The organism is Pseudomonas frederiksbergensis, from assembly GCF_003732665.1.
GTDB lineage: Bacteria > Pseudomonadota > Gammaproteobacteria > Pseudomonadales > Pseudomonadaceae > Aquipseudomonas > Aquipseudomonas frederiksbergensis_G.
This window is the reverse complement of the sequence record NZ_MOBP01000219.1, coordinates 1-287: the sequence shown is the minus strand read 5'-3', so window position 1 is coordinate 287 and position 287 is coordinate 1. Positions and strand designations below refer to the sequence as shown.

The 287-nt window shown below is 60.6% G+C and carries 1 protein-coding gene; it reads right to left on the bottom strand.

Annotated features, from left to right (window positions below; translation table 11 throughout):
* On the bottom strand, nt 1-287 hold a 287-nt coding region (locus BK665_RS33905), incomplete at both ends, for an NAD-dependent epimerase/dehydratase family protein (RefSeq protein WP_123410669.1).

Here is a 287-nt window from a genome sequence, read left to right as displayed (position 1 = left end):
GGGTCAACCGGGGCTGGGACATCCTCTGCGGTATAGGCTTGATCCTGCCGTCCGCCCTCGCCGGTCACCTTGATCGAACTGATGAAGACACATCGCCGGACACCCGCGGCGACCGCCTGACGAGCAAGATTCAAGGAACCTTCGACATTGATCTGGCGGAACGCAGTCAACGGATCAGCAGAAACCTCGTTCAGGACATGAACCCGCGCGGCGGCATGGATAACCACAGCCACCCCCTTCAGCGCATCACTCCAGTCAGTCGCCGAATCGAGGCAGGCGAAAGGGAT